This window comes from Brevundimonas pondensis, from assembly GCF_017487345.1.
GTDB classification, from domain to species: domain Bacteria; phylum Pseudomonadota; class Alphaproteobacteria; order Caulobacterales; family Caulobacteraceae; genus Brevundimonas; species Brevundimonas pondensis.
Window position 1 is genome coordinate 1032315 of record NZ_CP062006.1, and the last position, 17537, is coordinate 1049851.

Genomic DNA, 17537 nt, shown 5'->3' on the forward strand with positions numbered 1-17537 from the left:
AGAGCCCGGTTCGCTTCCCGAACGGACCGGCCGTGAGGACTATGCCATGACGCTGGATCGTCGAAGCCTGCTGCGCGGCGCTGTTGTCGGCGGCGGCGTATTGAGCTTGCAGGGCCTTTTACCGGCCTGGGCCCAGACGGGCTCTCCCGGCTTGCGCGCGGATTACCCGACGCTCACGGGGGCCAGCATTGATCTTACGGTCGGACAGTCGCCGTTCACCGTGAACGGCCGGACGGCCGCCGCGACAACGATAAACGGTCAGCTCCCGGCGCCGCTGCTTCGCCTGCGCGAGGGACAGAATGTTCGCCTTGCGGTGTCGAACCAGTTGGACGAGGAGACGTCGATACATTGGCACGGCATCCTCTTGCCGTTCCAGATGGATGGCGTGCCGGGCGTCAGCTTCCCCGGCATCAAGCCGCGCGAAACCTTCGTCTATGAGTTTCCGGTCCGTCAGTCAGGGACCTTCTGGTATCACAGCCATTCGGGTTTGCAGGAGGCCTTGGGCCACTACGGTCCCATCGTCATCGATCCGGCGGGCGTCGATCCGGTCGGCTATGACCGTGAACACGTCCTGGTCCTGTCGGACTGGAGCTTCATGCATCCGCATGAAATCCTGGCCAAGCTGAAGAAGAGCCCGGGCTATTTCAATCGCCACCGGACGACCCTGGCGGGTCTGCTGGACGGATCGGACGGCATGAGCCTCTCCGAGCGCCGGATGTGGGGAGCCATGCGGATGGACCCCCGCGACGTCCTCGACGTCAACGGCACGACCTATACCTATCTGATCAACGGCCACGGCCCGCAGGAGAATTGGACCGGCCTGTTCCGGCCCGGCGAGCGGGTGCGCCTGCGCGTCATCAACGCCTCGGCCATGTCGATCTTCAACGTCCGTATCCCGGGTCTGGCCATGACCGTGGTCCAGGCCGACGGCGAGAATGTCCGCCCGGTCGAGACCGACGAGTTCCAGATCTCGGTGGCCGAGACCTATGACGTCATCGTCCGCCCGCTTGAGGACCGCGCCTACACCATCGTCTCCGAGGCCATTGACCGTTCGGGCATGGGGCGCGCGACCCTGGCGCCGCGCCTGGGCATGACGGCCGAGGTTCCGCCGCTGCGCGAGGTGCCGACCCTGACCATGAAGGACATGGGTATGGACATGGGCGGCATGGATATGGGCGGCATGGGCGGAATGGAGGGGATGGGCGCCGCGCCGATGACCGGAATGGATCACGGCGCCATGCCCGGGATGGACCACGGCGCCGCCGCCCCGGCTGGCGAGGCCATGGCCGCGATGGATCACGGATCCATGGGCGCCATGAACATGCGCGATCCCGCCAATGCGCCGCCCAACATGGCGGTGGGCGTGGGAGTCCAGACCATATCGCCGATGCCGGCGAACCGGCTCGGCGAAAGGCCGCAGGGTCTGGAGAAGGTCGACCACCGGGTGCTGGTCTATACCGACCTCGTGTCGCTGACGCCCAACAAGGACCGACGCGCGCCCAGCCGCTCCATGGAGATCCACCTGACCGGCAATATGGAGCGGTTCATGTGGGGCTTCGACGGCCGAAAATTCAGCGAACTCGTCGAACCGATCCGTTTTGAACGGAATGAACGTGTACGGGTGACCCTGGTGAACGACACCATGATGGCCCACCCCATCCATCTGCACGGGCACTTCTTCGAGCTCGTCACGGGCGGGCCGGACGGGCACCAGCCCCTGAAGCACACCGTCAATGTGGCGCCCGGCGGCAAGCTCAGTTTCGACCTCACGGCCGACAACCCGGGAGACTGGGCCTTCCATTGCCATCTGCTGATGCACATGCACGCCGGCATGTTCAACGTCGTCACCATTCGTCCGATGGAAGGAGCGGCGTCATGATCCGGGTCTCCGTTGCTCTGGTTCCTCTGATCCTGGCGGCCACGCCCGCCCTGGCGCAGACCCATGCCGGACACGGCGCAACCTCGCCGACGCGCCAAGCTTCCCCTCCGACGCAGGGATGCGTCGCAACGGGTTCAGCAGCGACGACGACGGGGCGCGCGGGGATGAGCCAGTCTCCTGTCTCGGCCTGCCCTCCGGGAACCGTACCCGCCCGCGCCGCAGGCGCCGGCCACGACATGTCGACCATGCCAATGGCGCCCGCTCCAGCGGGGCAGGCGGATCCTCACGCCGGTCACGACATGTCGACTATGGGGCGGGCCCAGCCCGCGCCGGCGACGGCGGGACATGACATGTCCATGATGCCGATGGCGCCCGCTCCAGCGGGGCAGACGGATCCCCACGCCAGTCACGACATGTCGACCATGGGACAGGCCCAGCCCGCGCCGCCGACGGCGGGACATGACATGTCGACCATGCCCATGGCGCCCGCTCCAGCGGGGCAGGCGGAGCCTCACGCCGGTCATGACATGTCGACCATGGGGCAGGCCCACCCTGCGCCGGCGAAGGCGGGACATGACATGTCCATGATGCCGATGGCGCCTGCTCCAGCGGGGCAGACGGACCCTCACGCGGGACATGACATGTCGACCATGCCCATGGCGTCGGCTCCAGCGGGGCAGACGGATCCTCATGCGGGACATGACATGGCCGGCATGGCCGGAATGGCCATGCCGCCGGACGTTCCGACAGGCGCGGACAATCCGGGACGCCCGCCTCAGACGCCGCCTCCAGCCGGCGCGCTGGACGGCCCTCCCCATGTGGCGGACCAGATCTTCAGCGCCGGGGACATGGCGGCGGCGCGCAGGGTGCTGCTGGCTGAAAACGGCGACATTCGCGTGGGCGCGGTGATGATCGACCAGTTGGAGGCGACGTCCGTCGACGGCGAGGAGGGCTATGCCTGGGACGCCCAGGGCTGGTACGGCGGGGACATTCATCGCTTCTGGTGGAAGTCGGAAGGCGAGGGCGAGTTCGGCGGAGAGCTCGAAGAGGCTGAGCTCCAGGCGCTCTACAGCCGCGCCTTCACCCCCTATTTCGACTTCCAGACCGGTCTGCGGCAGACCTATCGGCCCGAGGGCGACCGGACTGACCTTGTCGTCGGGGTCCAGGGCCTGGCGCCCTACTGGTTTGAGGTCGACGCCGCAGCCTTCCTGTCCAACAAGGGCGAACTGACGGCGCGCGCCGAGGCCGAATATGATCAGAGGATCACCCAGAAGCTGATCCTTCAGCCTCGCGCCGAGGTGAGCCTCTCTGCGGAGGACATCCCGGAGCTGGGGATCGGGTCAGGCCTGTCCACCCTGCAGGTCGGCGCCCGTCTGCGATATGAGATCCATCGCGAATTCGCGCCCTATGTCGGGGTCGAATGGACCAGGAGCTTTGGCGACACGCGCGATTTCGCCGAAGCGCGAGGGCGAAGCGCCGAAGACACCCGAGTGGTGGTCGGCATCAGGGCCTGGTTCTAGTTTTTTGGAGAAGATGATGAAGATTCAAATCGCCGCGGCGCTGGCGGCTACAGGCCTATTGGCGGCCTGTCAGCCAGCGGCCGAACAGCCCCAACCCAAGGAAGCGATTTCGGTCGCCGGGCCGGCCGCGACCCCAACGGTCCCGGCCGTCGCCCCCACGGAGGTCGCCTCCGCGACCGCACCGACGGGGCAGGCCACGCCCGCCGTTCAGAAGGCGGCCGAACCCGTCAAGGCTACGCCTGCGCGTGAGCGCGGACGTCCGTCCCAGACCCCGAACGTGAGCCCATCGCAAACCAAGCCCCAATCTGCGCCCATGCCGGGCCATGACATGCCGGGCCACGATATGTCGTCCATGCCGGACATGTCCGGCATGGACCACTCTCCGAATTAAGCCCGAACTAAGGAAGACAACCAAGATGCGTAACTTCATTCCCTTCGCGATCGCCGCCGCCATGCTGGTTTCCGCCGGCGCCGCTTCCGCCCAGGCCGCCGATCCCCACGCGGGTCATGGCGCGATGGTTATGGCTGCGCCTGCTTCAGCCGGCGTGGTGACCTCGCCGGCCGACGGCTCCATGTCCTCGAGCGCGCCCACGGCCTTCAGCATCACCTTTCCCCATGCGATGACCTTGAAGTCCCTGACGCTGGCGACGGACGGCGGTCGTCCGGCGGCCGTTCCGGTCCAGGCCGCGGCAGGCACGAAGGCGACAGTCTCCCTGCCTGCGCTTGGAAAGGGCAATCACGTTCTGGCCTGGTCGGCCGAGGGCGCCGACGGCCACGCTATGAGCGGGGTCGCCCGCTTCATGGTCCACTAGAAACTTCCCTCGCTCCGGTCGGTTCGGGCCCGTCATGGCCCGGCCGACTGGAGCTTCCAGAGCGATCTTGACTTGTTGATGCTCTAAGCGTGTAACCTGACCGTGTGATGTGGAACCTTCTCCGCACAGTTCTGCTCGTCTTTGCCCTGGCCGGATTTTTCGGCCAGTCGACGGCTCATGCCATGCCGATCCAGCTGTTTCACAACGCCGGGGTCGGGGCGGAGGCGATGGACTGCGCCGAGACCATGGACATGGCCGGCGACACGACCGGAAATCCCGGCGACTGCTGCAAGGACATGACGCCGGAGTGCGTCGCCAAGATGGGCTGCGCCGCCGTAGCCGCGCCCTTGCCGCCACTGGTCCTGATCCCGCCCCCCGTCGCGCCGCTATTGATCGCCTTCGTGAATTTGAACATCACGCGGGAAGGGGCCGGGCCGGCGCCGCTATTTTCTCCTCCGCAACAGCAGGGCTGAACCGCCCCTTGGTTTGATCGGCCGCGCCCCACGGCGGGTCCTGTCACGCCCATGGAAAGCCATGCCCCCTGCGTCGCGCCGTTCACGGCCGACGCCTGCTGTTCCGAAGGAAGATTTCATGCTCCCCCGTTTCAAACCGGCGGCCAGGGCGACCGTGCTTGCGCTCGCCGCCGCCAGCCTGTCAGGGGCTGCGGCGGCCCGGGCCGAGCCCCTGACGTTCGAGGCCGCCATGGCCCGCGCGGCGTCGGACGCGCCTGATCTGCGCGCCAGCGCCCTTGGCGTCGATGCAGCCCGTGCGGCCGTGGTCGCGGCCGGGCGGCTGCCCGATCCAAGCCTCAAATTCGGACTGGACGGCTTTCCCGTGACCGGGCCCATGGCCGGGCGGTTCGGTGAAGACGACTTCACCGCCCTGCGGGTCGGCGTCGAGCAGGAGCTGCCCAGCCGGGCGCGCCGTCGCGCCGAGCGCGGCCTGGCCGAGGCCGCCATCGGCGTGGCGGTGGCCGACAACGCCACGGCGCTGCGCGAGGTGCGGATCGCGGCGGGCCTGGCCTGGATCGATCTCTATTATTCGGGTCGCAAGCTGGCCGCCGTGGACGAGGTCCTGGCGACGCTTCAACCGCTTTGGGACGCCGCGCCGTCCGGGGTGGCGTCGGGGGCGGATCGTCCGGCCATGGCCCTGGCGCCGATCCAGTTGAAGGCGGCGTTGGACGATCGGCGCAGCCGGCTGGTCGCCGAGAGGGAGGCCGCGCGCGCCGCATTGACCCGCTGGACCGGCGATCCGGCCCCCACAACGGACGGCGCGCCGCCGTCAGATGCGCCGGACCCGTCGGCCTTGCGCATGGGCCTCGAGGACCTGCCCATGCTGAAGGCTTACGAGGCCGAAGACCGGCGGGCTAAGGCCGAACTCGACCTGGCCCGGGCCGGACGGCGTCCGGACTGGTCGGTCGAGGCCAGCTATCAGCGCCGCGACCCCGCGTTCGGCGACATGGTCTCGGTGGGCGCCAGCGTGCGCCTGCCGCTGTTTCAGCGACAACGTCAGGAGCCTTTGATCGCAGCGCGGTCCGCCGACGCGCGGCGGGTCAGCGCCGAACGTGAGGGGACGCGCCGCCAACTGGAGGCGGACCTGCAGCGCGATCTGGCCCAACACGCCATGGACCACGATCAGTGGACCCGGGCGCGCGACATCGTCCTGCCGGCCGTCATGCAACAGTCCGACCTGGAGACCGCCGCCTATGCCGCGGGTCGGATCGGGATCTCCGAAATCGTCCAGGCCTTCACCGCCGTGGCCAACGCCCGGCTGGACGCGCTGGACAAGGAGGCGGCGGTGATGCGCCACGCCGCCGAAATCACCCTGACCTATGGGAGCGGCCGATGAGCGGGTTCAGCTATAATCGTCTCGGCGTCGCCCTGGGCGCTCTGGTGCTGGTGGGGATCGGCGTCGGGACCGGCGTGGTGATCGGTCAGCGATCCAGCGGCCCCGGCGGCGAGGGGGCTCCTGCCGCAGACGAGGCAGGAGGCCGCAAGGTCCTCTACTACTATGACCCGATGTATCCGGATCGAAAGTTCGACAAGCCGGGCCCGTCGCCCTTCATGGACATGCCCCTGGTCGCCAAGTACGCCGACGAGGGCGGGGCTGGCGCAGCGTCCAGCGGCGTGCGTATCGATCCGGCCTTGACCCAGAACCTGGGGGTTCGGTTCGCGACGGCGCGGATGGGAACCCTGGGCGGCGACCTGAACGCCACGGCCGTGATCGACTACAATCAGCGGGATGTGGCGATCGTGCAGTCGCGAGCCGACGGCTTCGTACAGCGGGTCTATGATCGCGCGCCCGGCGATGTGGTCGCTGCGGGCGCGCCCCTGGTCGATCTGCTGGTCCCCAGTTGGGGCGGGGCGCAGACGGAATATCTGGCGGTGCGGCGCACCGGCGACGCCGCCCTGATCCAGGCCGCGCGGCGCCGGCTGGTCCTGATGGGGATGTCCGACGGCCTGATCGCCTCGGTCGAACGCAGCGGGCGGCCGCGCGACACGATCACCATCGCCAGCCCCGTCGCAGGGGCGATCCGCACCCTGGCGGTCCGGCCCGGCATGAGCGTGACGCAAGGCGCCTCCCTGGCCGAGGTCAGCGGCCTGTCGACCGTCTGGCTCAACGCCGCCATCCCCGAAGCCCTCGCCGGACAGCTGCGGGTCGGACAGTCCGTGGAGGCGACCCTGTCGGCCTTCCCGTCCGAACGCTTCACCGGTCGCCTGACCGCCCTGCTGCCGGAGGTGTCGGGCGACAGCCGCACCCTTACGGGCCGTATCGAATTGGCGAACCGGGGCGGGCGTCTGCGGCCGGGCATGTTCGGCCGGGTGGTTTTCGGCGGGGCGACCACGCCTGCGCTTCTGGTGCCGACCGAGGCGGTCATTCGCACCGGTCAGCGCGACATTGTCATGCTGGCCTTGCCCGAGGGGCGCTATCAGCCGGCCCAGGTCCGGGTCGGGCGAGAGGGCGGCGGCCAGACGGAAATCCTGGCGGGTCTGAGCGTCGGAGAGCGGGTCATCGCCTCCGGCCAGTTCCTGATCGATTCCGAGGCCAGCCTGTCGGGCGTGGAGGCGCGGCCCATCGACGGCGCCGCGCTCCCGGCAAATGGGACGGCGAAGATGGAGCCGGGCCGATGATCGCGGGCGTCATCAGAGCCTCGGTCAAGGGGCGGGTCTTCGTCCTGATGGCGGCGCTGGCCCTGCTGGTCGCGGGGCTCTGGGCGGTCAGGAACACCTCGGTCGACGCCTTGCCGGACCTGTCGGACGTCCAGGTCATCATCCGCACCAGCTACCCCGGCCAGGCTCCGCAGATCGTCGAGAACCAGGTCACCTATCCCCTGGCGACCACCATGCTGTCGGTGCCGGGCGCCAGGACCGTGCGCGGCTATTCCTTCTTCGGCGACAGCTATGTCTATGTCCTGTTCGAGGACGGCACCGACCTTTACTGGGCCCGGTCGCGGGTGCTGGAATACCTCAGCCAGGTCCAGTCCAGACTTCCCGACAGCGCCCGCCCCGCGCTCGGCCCCGACGCCACGGGCGTGGGCTGGATCTATGAATACGCCCTGGTCGACCGGAGCGGGCGTCACGACCTGGCGCAGCTTCGCAGCCTGCAGGACTGGTTCCTGCGCTATGAGCTCAAGACCGTGCCGGGGGTGGCCGAGGTCGCGGCCATCGGCGGCATGGTGCGGCAGTATCAGGTCGTCCTGGACCCGATCAAACTGGCCGCTTACGGCGTCATGCACCAGCAGGCGGTCGAGGCCGTCCAGCGCGCCAATGGAGAGACGGGCGGCTCGGTGCTGGAGTTGGCCGAGGCCGAATATATGGTCCGGGCCAACGGCTATCTGACCAATCTGGACGACTTCCGCGCCATACCGATCCGCACCGCGGCCGGCGGCGCGCCCGTGACCTTGGGCGACGTGGCGACCATCCAGATCGGCCCGGAGATGCGGCGTAGCATCGCCGAACTGAACGGCGAGGGCGAGGTGGCCGGCGGGGTGGTGGTGCTGCGCTCGGGCGAGAACGCGCGGGCGACCATCAAGGCCGTGCGCGACAAGCTCCACACCCTGAAGGCCGGCCTGCCTCCGGGCGTGGAGGTCGTCACGACCTACGACCGGTCGCAACTGATCGACCGCGCCGTTTCCAACCTCAGCCACAAGCTGATCGAGGAGTTCATCATCGTCGCGCTCGTCTGCGGCCTGTTCCTGTGGCACGCGCGTTCAGCGCTCGTCGCCATCCTGACCCTGCCGCTGGGGGTGCTGGCGGCCTTTCTGCTGATGCATGCCCAGGGGGTGAACGCCAACATCATGTCGCTGGGCGGGATCGCCATCGCCATCGGGGCCATGGTCGATGGGGCGATCGTCATGATCGAGAACGCCCACAAACATATCGAACGATGGGAGCAGGATCATCCTGGCGAGAAGCTGGCCGGAGAGACGCGCTGGACCGTCATCACCGAGGCGGCGGCCGAGGTCGGCCCGGCGCTGTTCCTCAGCCTCGTGATCATCACCCTGTCCTTCGTGCCGGTCTTTACGCTGCAGGCGCAGGAGGGGCGGCTGTTCGCGCCGCTGGCCTTCACCAAGAGCTACGCCATGGCGGCGGCCGCCATTCTGTCGATCACCCTGGTTCCCGTGCTGATGGGCTATCTGATCCGGGGGCGAATACCCGCCGAGCAGAGCAATCCGATCAATCGCGGACTGACGCGCGCCTATCGTCATCCGCTGGACTGGGTTCTGAAGCGGCCGAGGACCACCCTGGCCATCGCGGCCCTGGCCTTCGCCACCACCGCCTGGCCCCTGAGCCAGCTGGGCGGGGAGTTCATGCCCCCCATGGACGAGGGCGACCTGCTGTATATGCCCTCGGCCCTGCCGGGCCTGTCGACCGCCAAGGCCGCCGAACTTTTGCAGCAGACGGACCGGATGATCCGTTCCGTGCCCGAGGTCGCGACCGTGTTCGGCAAGGCGGGGCGGGCCGAGACGGCGACTGATGCTGCGCCGCTGGAGATGTTCGAGACCACGATCCAGTTCAAGCCGCGCGATCAGTGGCGGCCGGGCATGACGCCGGAGAAACTGGTCGAGGAGCTGGACCGCGTGGTGCGGGCGCCGGGCCTGGCCAATCTCTGGGTGTCTCCGATCCGCAACCGCATCGACATGCTGGCGACCGGGATCAAGAGCCCGATCGGGGTCAAGGTCTCCGGGGCCGACCTTGCCGAGATCGACCGTATCGGCGGCGAGGTGGCGAAGGTCGCCCAGACCGTGCCGGGGGTGACTTCGGCCCTGGCCGAGCGTCTGACCGGCGGGCGCTATGTCGATGTCGACATCGATCGGCAGGCGGCGGGCCGATACGGGCTGAACATCGCCGACGTTCAGTCGATCGTGTCCGGCGCCATCGGCGGCGAGACGATCGGCCAGACGGTCGAAGGCCTGGCCCGCTATCCGATCAATGTGCGCTACCCGCGCGAACTGCGCGACGATCTCGAGCAACTGAGAGCGCTGCCGATCCTGACGCCGTCAGGCCAGCAGATCACCCTGGGCACAGTGGCGAAACTCGAGATCGCCGACGGACCGCCCATGCTGAAGTCCGAGAACGGCCGCCCCTCGACCTGGGTCTATGTCGATGTGCGGGGGCGCGACCTGGCCTCCGTCGTCGCCGATCTGAAAAGAGCTGTGGCCCGGGACGTGCGTCTGAACCCGGGTGTCACAATCGCCTATTCGGGACAGTACGAATATCTGGAGCGGGCGGCGAACCGCCTCAAGATCGTGGCCCCTGCCACGCTCGTGATCATCTTCATCCTGCTGTATCTGACCTTCGGTCGTTTCGACGAGGCGCTGCTGATCATGGCCTCCTTGCCCTTCGCCCTGACCGGCGGAATCTGGATGCTCTACCTGCTGGGCTATCACCAGTCGGTGGCGACCGGCGTCGGCTTCATCGCCCTGGCCGGCCTTTCTGCCGAGTTCGGCGTGGTCATGCTGATCTACCTCAAGCAGGCGCTGAGGGATCGGGGGCCGAGCCCCGATCGCAATCAGGTGGAGGCGGCGGTCCGGGAGGGAGCCTTGCTTCGGGTGAGACCCAAGGCCATGACGGTCGCCGTCATCATCGCCGGCCTGTTGCCGATCCTGATCGGTCACGGCGCCGGATCGGAAATCATGAGCCGCATCGCCGCGCCGGTCATCGGCGGCATGCTGACCGCGCCCCTGCTGTCCATGCTGGTGATCCCGGCCGGATACCTCCTGCTTCGCCGTCGAAAGCTTCCATCCCCCACGTTCAACCCTGGAGAACCCAAATGAAACACGCCCTCATTCTCTCGGCCGGCCTGGCCGTCAGCCTCGCAGCCTGCAACCAGAAAACGGAACCCGCGCCGGTCGAGGTGCCGGCCGCCGCTCCGGCGACCGCCGGCGACATGGCCGCCACGCCCATGGCGCCGGCCGAAACCGTCAAGTCGGGCGTCGGAACGGGCGTGATCACCAAGGTCGATGCGACGACGGGCTCGGTCACGATCGATCACGGTCCGATCCCGGGCGTCGACTGGCCCGCCATGACCATGAGCTTCAAGGCGGCCCCGGCCGTGATGGAGAAGGCCAAGGTCGGCGAGCGCGTCCAGTTCGACGTGACCGTGCGCGGTCGCGAATCCGAAGTGACCGCGATCCGGCCCGAATAGGCCGATCATCCCGACGAGGCGGGGATCGGCGCAGGCCGATGTCGAGGCCGTTCTGCGTCCCGACCAGGCATAAAGAGAGGCTCCGCCGCACAATCGGCGGGGCCTTTGCCTTGTTAGCGACGAACCGGGTTCGCGCCTTCGAAGGTCATGAAAGGGGCGGGGGCGCCGCTGCCGAAGCGCATGACGCCGTAGGTTCGGGGGCGTAGCCGGGCGCCTCCATGCCGCGCGAGGCGCCGAACAGGAGCCGAAAAGGCTGAAAACTCGCCGCGCGCCCTCTGGGGGCGCGCGGCCTTTTCGCGGAACCACATAGTTGCGAAAGGAGCTTGAGTTTCGGCGTCATGAAACGAGCCCATAGGCAGGGAGCAATGATGCTGGACCTACTCGTGACGACACGATCGCACGTCGTTTTCACCTTCCCCTACTGTATCGGACACTCGGCTTCGAAACACGCAGGTCGCTCGCGCCGAGATATTTGGCGCGGGACGGTTTCAGTTTTCGCCATCTTTGACTCGCGCTCGGCCCTTTTGAAGGCGCAGGGTCAACGGCCGCTTTCGTCACGACCCACTGCAGCCTCGAAGGTCAAAGACGCGTTGTTGGTGACGAAGCGTCCACCCCTCTCCGTCGGTGCATCCAGCGTCGCGGCGACCAACATGACAGGACCGGTTACGCCGTCCGGAATCCGTAGCCGGCCCTCTGCGTCGGTTTGAACCGCGCGCCTTTCGTCCTGTCCAAACCTGATCGTGACGGGTTGCGCCGGTATTGGATGCCCATTTCTGACCAGTTGGAAGGTCGCAGGACTATTCTGGCCAGCCACGAACTCGGGGAGAAACTCGACCTCTAGCCCCGTCGCTCCCCCCGCCGTCGGGGTGCAGGTCTGGAAGCAGACGAGCGTCTTGGCCAGCCGGCGCGATCTCACTTCAAGCGGCGCGCCTTCAGGCAGCAGTCGGCGCACTGTCGCTACATCCTCGGCCTTGAAGGGGTGCTCCTCCAGATAGGTGTCGACCTGGTCAGGCCGCCAGGTGGATTCGCCCCAGATCGTCAGAAGCGTCACGGTCGCCATCCCCTGGGCGTCACTGGACACCGCCAGGCGCAGGGACTTGGCTTGGGCCCCGACGGTTACGGCCGCCGGACGACCATCGACCACCGCCCGGACCTCGGCGACGCGGCTGCGGGGCGAACCCACGTTGAGGGCAGGGAAGTCCGACGACGAGGTTGCGTGGACAATGAGCGGGTGTCCCATCGGCCCGACGAAACGCTCCGGCGCCAGGAAGAAGTCGTGGGCGGCGGCCGCCCCGGCGAACAGGCTCAGGCCCGAGACCATAGCCACCATCAGATTCGTTCTCATGTCGTGTATTCTTCTCTTGATCTGTTGTTTCGCCGGTGTCTGCGCCGGCCGATATCGTTTGAGTGTCCTGGCGCCCCCTTAGCCTTGCAGCGGCGAGGGGGCGCCTTCAGCGGACCTAGAAGCGCGCGGTCAGTCCGAGGTAATATCGGCGACCGATCAGGTCGTAGCTCGAGGGATCGGTGTTGGCGGCGATCGCGGGTGCATAGACCGGTGGTTGTTCGTCTGTCAGATTGTTGACGCCAGCCCGCAGCGAGACGACCTCGTTCACTTTGAAACCGGCATTGAGGTCGATGTAGTGGATGGCGTCGACAACCTGGCTTCGGTTGTTGAAATTCTCGACTGATCCTTGGTAGCGCCACCGCAGGCCGACGTTCCACGGGTCCTGACTCCAGTTCAGCGTGGAAAGGACCTTCCACTCGGGTAGGGTCAGGCCGAAGCTGTTTGAGATCGTGCCTTTGCGATCCGTGAAGGCGCCGCCCGGAATGTCCTGCCGCTCCCATTTCAGGAGCTTCGTGCCGGTGACGTTCAGGGCCAGGCTTCCCCAATCCGGCGCGCCGAGATCGACCAGGTCGATTCGCCAATCGACTTGGAAGTCGATGCCCTTGGTCTCCAGCGTGCCGAGGTTGGCGTTGGTCTCGAAGGTATTGGTGATCTGTCCCGAGTTCGGATCTCGGCTGAACATGCGGCAGAAGATGTTGTTCGGATCGTAGGTCGGATTGGACGCGCCGTCCTGATTGTAGCAGCGACGCAGTTGTTCAGTCGTCGATACCGTGCCGACCACCTTCTCGATCGTGATATCGTAGTAGTCGATAGATCCGGACACCCGGCTGAGCCACGGGGCCGCAAACGGCGACTGCCAGGTGGCGCCCACGGTGAAGGAATCTGCGGTCTCCTCCTCCAGCATCGGGTTGCCCCCGGTGACCCCAGAGACCTGAGAGTTGGAGAAGGTGTAGGAATCGATCACCTGAGTCGGGACATTCTGCGCCAGGCACAGGGTTCGCACCGCATTGGCGTTTGCCGCGCCCGGCGTGCGATACGCGCCGCGAATATCGCAGGGATCCCCGGAGAACTGGCGCGCGCCGGTCGAGGAAACCGGCACCCCGATCGACGGGAAGCTCAGATTCTGCGCTGCGAACAGCTCGCCGATAGAGGGCGCGCGGACCGCGCGCTGAACGCCGCCGCGGAAGCGTAGCCCGTTGAGCGCTTCCCAGCTGAGATCGGCCTTGTAGGATCCGACCCTTCCGATCGTTTCGTAGTCCGAGACGCGGTAGCCGAGATTTGTCTCCAGACTGCGCACAAACGGCAGATTGCTAAGCAACGGGATCAGGACCTCGCCGTAGAGCTCCGACACTTGATCCGACCCCGATAGCGGCTGGCCGGAGTTGCCGGCCAGCTCAGGCCCGGTGACGCCGTTGAGGGTGAATGTGCTGAGCAGCAGGTTATCGGGCGAAAAGTTGTAGTTCTGCTCGCGGTAGGCTGCGCCGACGGCCGCGCGGACCTCGCCGGCGGGCAGGGTGAACAGGCCGCCTTGCAGGTTCAGTTCAGCGACGCTCTGGTCGTTCGTGGTCACATTTTTGGCCACCCGGCCGACATAGGCGATGCAGGCCGCGCTCATTGGGTTGACGCCGAAGGGATTGAAACCGCCGGCGCAGATCGACGCCCCGCCGTCGGGGGCGTCCAGGAGCCGCTGCAGCGCCGAGCGAGCGAGGTAGCCGGTGTAGACGGTGCCGTTGTTCACTCGGCCATAGGAAACATAGGCGTCGTAGGTCCAGTCGCGGAGGCCGACGAGGTCACCGCGTATGCCCGTGTTGATCTGATAGACGTTGTAGTCCTCGGACTGGCGTCGCGGGCCGAGTTCGTTGAAGCGCTTGTCGAGGCGGAAGCTTCCGGCCGGGTTCGGGCGGGAGTCCAGGACGCTGCGCAGCTCGGCGGGAATGAACGGGTTGGTCGATGGAATGCGGAACCCGGTGGTCGGTCCGGTGGCCGGGTTGGAGGCCAACTGATTGCCGGCTTCGTACTGGGAGAACAGGAAGTCGGCGTATAGCTCCACCGCAGAGTTGATCTCGTAGTCCGCCGCCGCATACACATTGTACCGCTTCTGCGGGATGATCATGTAATTGCGGTCGACGGTGCTGTAGGCGAAGTCCGTCTGCTGGAGCGGACCGGGCGTGCGGAAGCCTTCGTAATCGACGCCGCCTGGGCTGACGTAGTCGCGCGCGCCCCGATAGGTGAACAGGGTCCCATTGTTGTTGAAGCCGAAAGTGTCGCCCCGGGCGGCGCCGGGGACGGCGGCGTTGACAGCGGCGGCCGTCGGCAGGTTGGTGGCGTCGAACACGGTCGAGCCTAAGGGCGACGTGCCGGCAAAGCCCCCGATCAGCGAAAAGGCGCGACTGGCGTTGAGGACGGAGGCGCGGTTTGAATAGCTGGCCGACAACACCGCATGTCCGCGGCCATCGGCGATGTCGCCGCCCAGGGTCAGGCTGACCGCTTCGGTCGAGGCGTCGCCCCGGTCCGAGGATCCATACTGGGCGTCGAACTGCAGGCCTTCGAAGTTTCCATCGAGCAGGAAGTTGAGCACGCCGCCGACGGCGTCCGATCCATAGGTCGAAGAGGCGCCGCCAGTAATCGTCTCGATACTGGAGATGAGCGGCGTCGGCAGCAGATTGAGATCGACGACGGACGAAGCGTTGGACGGAACTATGCGGCGGCCATTCAGCAGCACCAAGGTGCGGGTCGAGCCCAGTCCGCGGAGCTGGACGTTCGCCTGGCCGGCCAGGTTCGGACTGTTCGACGCGGCGTTGCCCAGAGCGGTGAACTGCGGAAGATCGTTGATCAGACTTTCGATATTGACCGACCCCGTCGCCTTAAAGTCTTCCTGGGTCATGGTCACGATCGGGCTGTTGGCGCTGTAGTCTTGGCGCGCGATACGAGAGCCGGTGACGACGATTGTGTCTATTTCAACGGCAGCGTCTGACGATTGAGGAGCGGCCGGAGTTTGGATCTGGGCGGCGGCAGGCAAGGCCGGCAATGTGGCGGCGGCGATCACCAGGCCCGAAAGGACTGAAGACGTGACGAGCTGGCTTCTGAAAGAGATGTTGGCCAAAGGCTTTTTCCCGCTAATTTTTTGGCCGAAATGCGGCCCCCTATTTCGACTTACGCAGCGCGGCGAGCTCCCCCCTCGGCGCCGACACGATTTTTTTACAGGCCGCGCGAGATCTGCCCGTGCGAAAGCCGTGGTTCCCTCGAGTGCTGGAACGCAAGTGGCCGCGCCCTTTCGCGTGACGGTTTCCGGCCCGAATGCTTGCTGGAGGTGCTGGTCGAGGTGATCCGGGAGACGTTCGACGATGCGATTTCAACATGCCGCGCAGAGCCCTGGAGAAGGGTAGAATCCTCAAGGTCCTTCTTTACGGGTCATATGCGCGAAGCGACTGGGGCCACGACCTGGACGGCTGTTACTGCTCGGGCTTCGTCCTACTGGTCGTCGCCGACCACGAAGATCTACCTATGGCGCGTTCTGGCTACACGCGACCAACCGAAACGATGCCGGGCGAAGGCGAAATCCGCGAGGTCGGCGAGGGCATCCAGTTTGATGGGACTGTGCGCGGTCGCGAACCCGAAGTGACTGCGATCCGGCCTGAGTAGGCCGGACATTCCGGTTGAGCGGGCGATCAAGCGCGTCTTTCACCTGGTCGAGGTCGATGGCTCAATTGCATCTAACCCTAAAGGCTCCCCCTGGAGAGGGCGCCGCAGGCGATGGTCTGGTCCGCGATGGGAGATACGAAAAGGCCCCGCCGGCTAGCCGGCGGGGCCATCTGTCATAGCGGAGCAGGGGGGCTAGCGGACGGGCGTCGCGCCTTCGAAGGTCATGAAGCGGGCGGGCTGGCCCGCGTCGAAGCGCATGACGTCATAGCGTTCGGGGGCGTAGCCGGGGGCTTCCATGCCGGGCGAGCCGGTCGGCATGCCGCCGACGCCGATGCCGCGCGAGGCACCGGGCGATTTCAGGAAGGCGTTGACGGCGGCGGCGGGGACGTGGCCCTCGATCACCTTGCCGTCGACGACGGCCGTATGGCAGCTCCAGAGGGCTTCCGGCACGCCCAGGCGGGCTTTCACCGGCGCCAGGTCGTCAGTGGGGACGACGCGGATCGTATAGCCGGCCTTGCGCATATGCTCGACCCAGCCGCCGCAGCAGCCGCAGGAATCGCTCTTGTAGACGGTCATGTCCGAGGCATGGGCCACGGTCGGCAGGCCGTTCAGCAGGAAGCCCGCGCCGCCGAGGATGGCGACGCCGGCGGCGAGGGCGGAAAGCTTGAGCTTGTTCATGGTCAGGCGGCCTCGGCCGGATAGCCGGCGGCGTCCAGCGCGGTCAGCAGGGTTTGACGGTCGGCGGCAGTCGTCACCTCGACGCGGCGGGCCTCGATGTCGGCCTTGACGGCGGCGGAGGCGTCCACGGCGTGGATGGCCTTCTCGACGCCGGCGGCGCAGCCGCCGCAGCGCATCTTGGGAATGTGGAGCACCTGTAGATCGGAAGTCCCGGGAACATGGGCGGACATGGGCGAACCTTTCAAAAATGAACGCCTGCCGGTTCTAATCCTTACCCTTATGGGAAGGTCAACGGCTGGAACCATGATTTTTAGTATGGGTTAGCTGGGGGACCTGACGCGCTGCGTGTGCAGGGAAATCGAATCTGGACGTAGGAGACGCGACGTGAACAAGGGTCAATACCGGTCGTTCGGGATCGAGCTGGTTCTCGATTTCATCGTCATGTATCTCGTCATGTATACAATGATCGCCACGCTGGATCATTTCTACCTCAACCTCAACAACGTCTACATGACGCTCATGATGGTCACCCCCATGGCGATCCTCATGCTCTGGTTCATGCGGTCCATGTACCCCTCGCGAAAGCTGAATCTGGCGATCGTCGGCGGCGCCGCGGCGGCGTTCGTCCTCGCCTTTGTCGGCATGCGGACCCAGGCGGGGGTGGGCGACAAGGAGTTCCTCCGGTCCATGATCCCGCATCATTCCGGCGCGATTCTGATGTGCGAGCAGGCCTCGATCCGCGATCCGGAGATTATCGCCCTGTGCGATCGGATCATCCGGGCCCAGGACGATGAGATCGCTCAGATGCAGGCGATCCTGAAGCGCCTCTAGGCGGCTGCGTTCGTCGTCGAGAAGGGACAGCAACGCTCCTGACGCGGGCCGCCGCAAGGGTTTGGGGCCTGGGTGCTCCGGCGTCTCCACATATGACCCCCTTGAATTCTTCTGAAGCGAACTTCGCAAGCGCTTGTGTGGCGACCTGTCGCAAGGGATGGAGCGTGCGGGTGCGTAATACC

14 protein-coding genes are annotated in these 17537 nt (G+C 66.5%); 10 read left to right on the plus strand and 4 right to left on the minus strand.

What is annotated here, in order from left to right:
- The first annotated feature begins 46 nt into the window (after positions 1 to 46).
- From IFE19_RS05190 to IFE19_RS05230, 9 genes are all read left to right on the plus strand, one after another.
- The gene (locus IFE19_RS05190) at positions 47 to 1879 is read left to right on the plus strand and encodes a copper resistance system multicopper oxidase (RefSeq protein WP_178828402.1); all 1833 of its coding nucleotides are present in this window, start codon (positions 47 to 49) and stop codon (positions 1877 to 1879) included.
- Complete coding sequence (locus IFE19_RS05195) at positions 1876 to 3399, plus strand: copper resistance protein B (protein WP_225910414.1); 1524 nt, start codon at positions 1876 to 1878, stop codon at positions 3397 to 3399. Before IFE19_RS05190 ends, IFE19_RS05195 begins: the two co-directional genes overlap by 4 nt.
- A gap of 13 nt (positions 3400 to 3412) precedes the next feature.
- Positions 3413 to 3790, plus strand: coding sequence for a hypothetical protein (locus IFE19_RS05200; protein ID WP_207826217.1), 378 nt, complete (start codon positions 3413 to 3415; stop codon positions 3788 to 3790).
- Positions 3791 to 3815: 25 nt separating this feature from the next.
- Positions 3816 to 4211 (plus strand): copper resistance protein CopC, encoded by a 396-nt coding sequence (locus IFE19_RS05205; RefSeq protein ID WP_178828398.1) that lies wholly within the window; start codon positions 3816 to 3818, stop codon positions 4209 to 4211.
- Between the two features lie 107 nt (positions 4212 to 4318).
- Complete coding sequence (locus IFE19_RS05210; RefSeq protein ID WP_178828396.1) at positions 4319 to 4684, plus strand: hypothetical protein; 366 nt, start codon at positions 4319 to 4321, stop codon at positions 4682 to 4684.
- Positions 4685 to 4802: 118 nt separating this feature from the next.
- Positions 4803 to 6059, plus strand: a complete 1257-nt coding sequence (locus tag IFE19_RS05215; protein WP_178828394.1) for a TolC family protein — start codon at positions 4803 to 4805, stop codon at positions 6057 to 6059.
- On the plus strand, positions 6056 to 7342 hold the full coding sequence (locus IFE19_RS05220; RefSeq protein ID WP_178828392.1) for an efflux RND transporter periplasmic adaptor subunit: 1287 nt from the start codon (positions 6056 to 6058) through the stop codon (positions 7340 to 7342). The genes IFE19_RS05215 and IFE19_RS05220 overlap by 4 nt, the downstream gene beginning before the upstream one ends.
- The gene (locus tag IFE19_RS05225) at positions 7339 to 10488 is read left to right on the plus strand and encodes an efflux RND transporter permease subunit (RefSeq protein ID WP_207826219.1); all 3150 of its coding nucleotides are present in this window, start codon (positions 7339 to 7341) and stop codon (positions 10486 to 10488) included. Before IFE19_RS05220 ends, IFE19_RS05225 begins: the two co-directional genes overlap by 4 nt.
- The gene (locus tag IFE19_RS05230; protein ID WP_207826221.1) at positions 10485 to 10859 is read left to right on the plus strand and encodes a copper-binding protein; all 375 of its coding nucleotides are present in this window, start codon (positions 10485 to 10487) and stop codon (positions 10857 to 10859) included. The genes IFE19_RS05225 and IFE19_RS05230 overlap by 4 nt, the downstream gene beginning before the upstream one ends.
- A gap of 538 nt (positions 10860 to 11397) precedes the next feature.
- Here IFE19_RS05230 and IFE19_RS05235 read toward each other — a convergent pair.
- From IFE19_RS05235 to IFE19_RS05250, 4 genes are all read right to left on the minus strand, one after another.
- A complete protein-coding gene (locus IFE19_RS05235) occupies positions 11398 to 12204 on the minus strand; it encodes a DUF4198 domain-containing protein (protein ID WP_225910415.1) in 807 nt (268 codons plus the stop codon).
- Positions 12205 to 12319: 115 nt separating this feature from the next.
- Positions 12320 to 15307 (minus strand): TonB-dependent receptor domain-containing protein, encoded by a 2988-nt coding sequence (locus IFE19_RS05240; protein ID WP_178828386.1) that lies wholly within the window; start codon positions 15305 to 15307, stop codon positions 12320 to 12322.
- A gap of 731 nt (positions 15308 to 16038) precedes the next feature.
- The gene (locus IFE19_RS05245) at positions 16039 to 16524 is read right to left on the minus strand and encodes a DUF411 domain-containing protein (RefSeq protein WP_178828382.1); all 486 of its coding nucleotides are present in this window, start codon (positions 16522 to 16524) and stop codon (positions 16039 to 16041) included.
- A 2-nt stretch (positions 16525 to 16526) separates the two neighbouring features.
- Positions 16527 to 16718, minus strand: a complete 192-nt coding sequence (locus IFE19_RS05250; RefSeq protein ID WP_225910416.1) for a heavy-metal-associated domain-containing protein — start codon at positions 16716 to 16718, stop codon at positions 16527 to 16529.
- A 190-nt stretch (positions 16719 to 16908) separates the two neighbouring features.
- On the opposite strand from IFE19_RS05250, the gene IFE19_RS05255 reads away from it, so the two are divergent.
- Positions 16909 to 17355, plus strand: coding sequence for a DUF305 domain-containing protein (locus tag IFE19_RS05255; protein ID WP_207826225.1), 447 nt, complete (start codon positions 16909 to 16911; stop codon positions 17353 to 17355).
- Positions 17356 to 17537 lie beyond the last annotated feature (182 nt).